This is a genomic window from Neisseria sp. P0022.S010 (assembly GCF_051956635.1).
Genome location: NZ_JBQCXF010000423.1, coordinates 1 through 2,634, shown reverse-complemented (window position 1 = coordinate 2,634; position 2,634 = coordinate 1). Strand labels below are relative to the sequence as shown.

The 2,634-nt window shown below is 46.3% G+C and carries 1 protein-coding gene; it reads left to right on the top strand.

Annotated features, from left to right (window positions below):
• Nucleotides 1-538: 538 nt before the first annotated feature.
• A partial coding sequence (locus ACTHUT_RS17650; RefSeq protein WP_440419233.1) for a calcium-binding protein occupies nt 539-2,634 on the top strand: 2,096 nt, incomplete at its 3' end.

Below are 2,634 nucleotides of genomic sequence, written 5' to 3'. Positions count from 1 at the left end.
GCACATGAATATGGAAATTTTTCTAAGCAACCTTCTCAACAAGAGTTGATTGAATATCATCTAAAAATAGAGAAATTAATTAAAAGTTTTATCAAGTAATTTTATTTTAGGAATCTAACTTATGATTATTTTAAATGAAAGACAGCAGGCTGAATTAAAAGGATATGCTGATAGAGGCGATTATCATGGTGGATGGACTTATCTTGCCAAGCAAGGAGACCGCTATGCCGACAATGCGGCAGCTATTACCGGAAATAGTAAAGACTTACGAGGAATTAATCTATGGATGAAAAAAGGAGTTGAAAATTTATGGGATTCGACAGTAGGCGAAACAGCTAGGCAGGAAAATTTTGAAAAGGTTGCATTGAATCATTTTGAAAATTATGTCCGAATGATTGAACAAGGGAAAGGCAAATTACCCACTACAAGCCAAATTGAAAAAAGCTATTCGGAGTCCCTTAGTAGTCATGGACTCTCAACTAGTGCTGCCATAGATTTGGCAATCAATCGTGCAATTGTAGCCACTGTTCCTAATGGTATGGGTAAAGATATTCAAGGCGGATGGGCATTGGGATTGGGTATTGAAACCAGTCGTATCGATCCTCAAAATGCAATTGCCAATAAAGAAGGCTCGGGTGAATACAATCAAAAAATTGTTTTTGAAGCATTAAGCAAAGCAGGAAAAGAACTGCTTTTAAGCGATCCGATTGGTTTTCCCAATGCTGTATTGGGAGACGCCAGACAGTTGGAGTGGGAATACAAAGCTGATGCTGCAGAATGGTTACTTGAAAAAGGAAAAGAATTGTATGAATCTGCAGCAAAAGAATTGACCGAAACTGCAAAAGAGTTGGCTGAAGCGGCAAAAGATTTCAGTAAGAATTTTGAAGAGTGGACAAAAGAAACTTGGGAAGGTGCAGTCGGCACATTCAAAGAATGGGCATGGAAAATCCCATTTAACGATCGTCAAGACGACTGGGGATCGCCCGAAAACAGGAACTGGTGCATCCCTGAAGACTGGGAGCGCTGGCAAAAAGCCAACCGTGATGGCAAATACCACATCTACGATCCTTTAACTCTCGACCTTGACGGCGACGGCATCGAAACCGTTTTCCACAACGGCTACAAAGGCGCATTGTTCGACCATGATGGCGACGGTATCCGTACGGCTTCAGGCTGGGTGGATTCAGACGACGGTTTGCTGGTTGTTGACCGCAACGGCGATGGCATCATCAATGACGGCAAGGAGCTTTTCGGCGACAGTTCCGTTTTGAAAGACGGCACGAAGGCGGCACACGGCTATGCGGCTTTGGTGGAATATGATTCTAATGGTGACGGCGTGGTCGATGCTAAAGATGCTGACTTTGGCAAATTGCGCGTATGGCGCGATTTGAATCAAGATGGTGTCAGCCAAAAAGAGGAGTTGTTTACGCTGGAAGAAGTCGGCGTACAGTCTCTGAATGTTGCATATCAAGATACCAATCAAAATCTTGGCAATGGTAACCGTTTGGCGCAGGAAGGCAGCTATACCGGCAAAGACGGCAATGTGCGCAAAATGGGCGACCTGCTGTTCGGCAACAATACGCTTTACAGCCGTTATAGCCAATCCGTCAATCTGACCGACGAACAGCGTGCGGCGGCAAACCTACAAGGCATCGGCCGCTTGCGCGATCTGCGCGAAGCCGCTGCCCTTTCGCCCGCTCTTGCCGCAGCATTGCAGGCATATACCAAAGCGGAAACCAAGGCGCAGCAAAAAGCCCTCTTGGACGATCTGGTTGACAAATGGGCGCAAACCGATCCGAATTACAGCGTCGGCACACGTTTCTCTGCACCCATGCTGCGCACTGCGAACGAAGGTGTCGCATTAACTCCAGGGCAGGAGCAGGCGATGTTACTGGCAGGTGGTGTTTCAGACGAGTACAAAGAAAAACTGCACGAATTACGTACGAAAATTGCAGCATTGGACGCATTCTCGGGTGAAAAATCCGGTGTCATCTATGTGCAAAGCAAAGAGCAGATGGAAAACTTCCTCAACACCGTACGCGAAACTTACGGCAAGCTGACAGACAACGTTTATGAAAACCTACTCTTCCAAACCCGTTTGCAACCGTATTTGAACAAAATCGGACTGAAGCTGGAAAACGGCGAATTCAAACTCGATTTCACTGATGTCGCCGCTCTCTTTGGTGAAGTGTACGCCCGCAGCCCTGAAAAAGCCTTTGTGGATTTGGGCGAATTTTTAGCGTACAGCAAAATCAGTTCGGGTGATAACGCATTTACCGAACTTTCATCGCTGATGGCGCAATATTCGCTGAATGCTGTAAACAGCGGTACATTCGAACAATATGCCGAAGCCTTGGGCAAAGAAGCGATGGAAAAACTCGGCCATAAAACTGGTACGGAAAAAGACGATACGCTTTATGGCAACGAACTTGCCAACTTTATTACAGGCGGCGCGGGGGATGATGCAATCAGCGGCTATGGTGGTAATGACATACTGCATGGCGGATCAGGTAATGACACATTACAAGGTGGTGCAGGTAAAGATACCTTGGCGGGCGGAGCCGGAGACGACAGACTGTACGGCGGCAGTAACGAAGCCGATACCTATGTCTTCGAAAAAGGTCATGGTAAGGA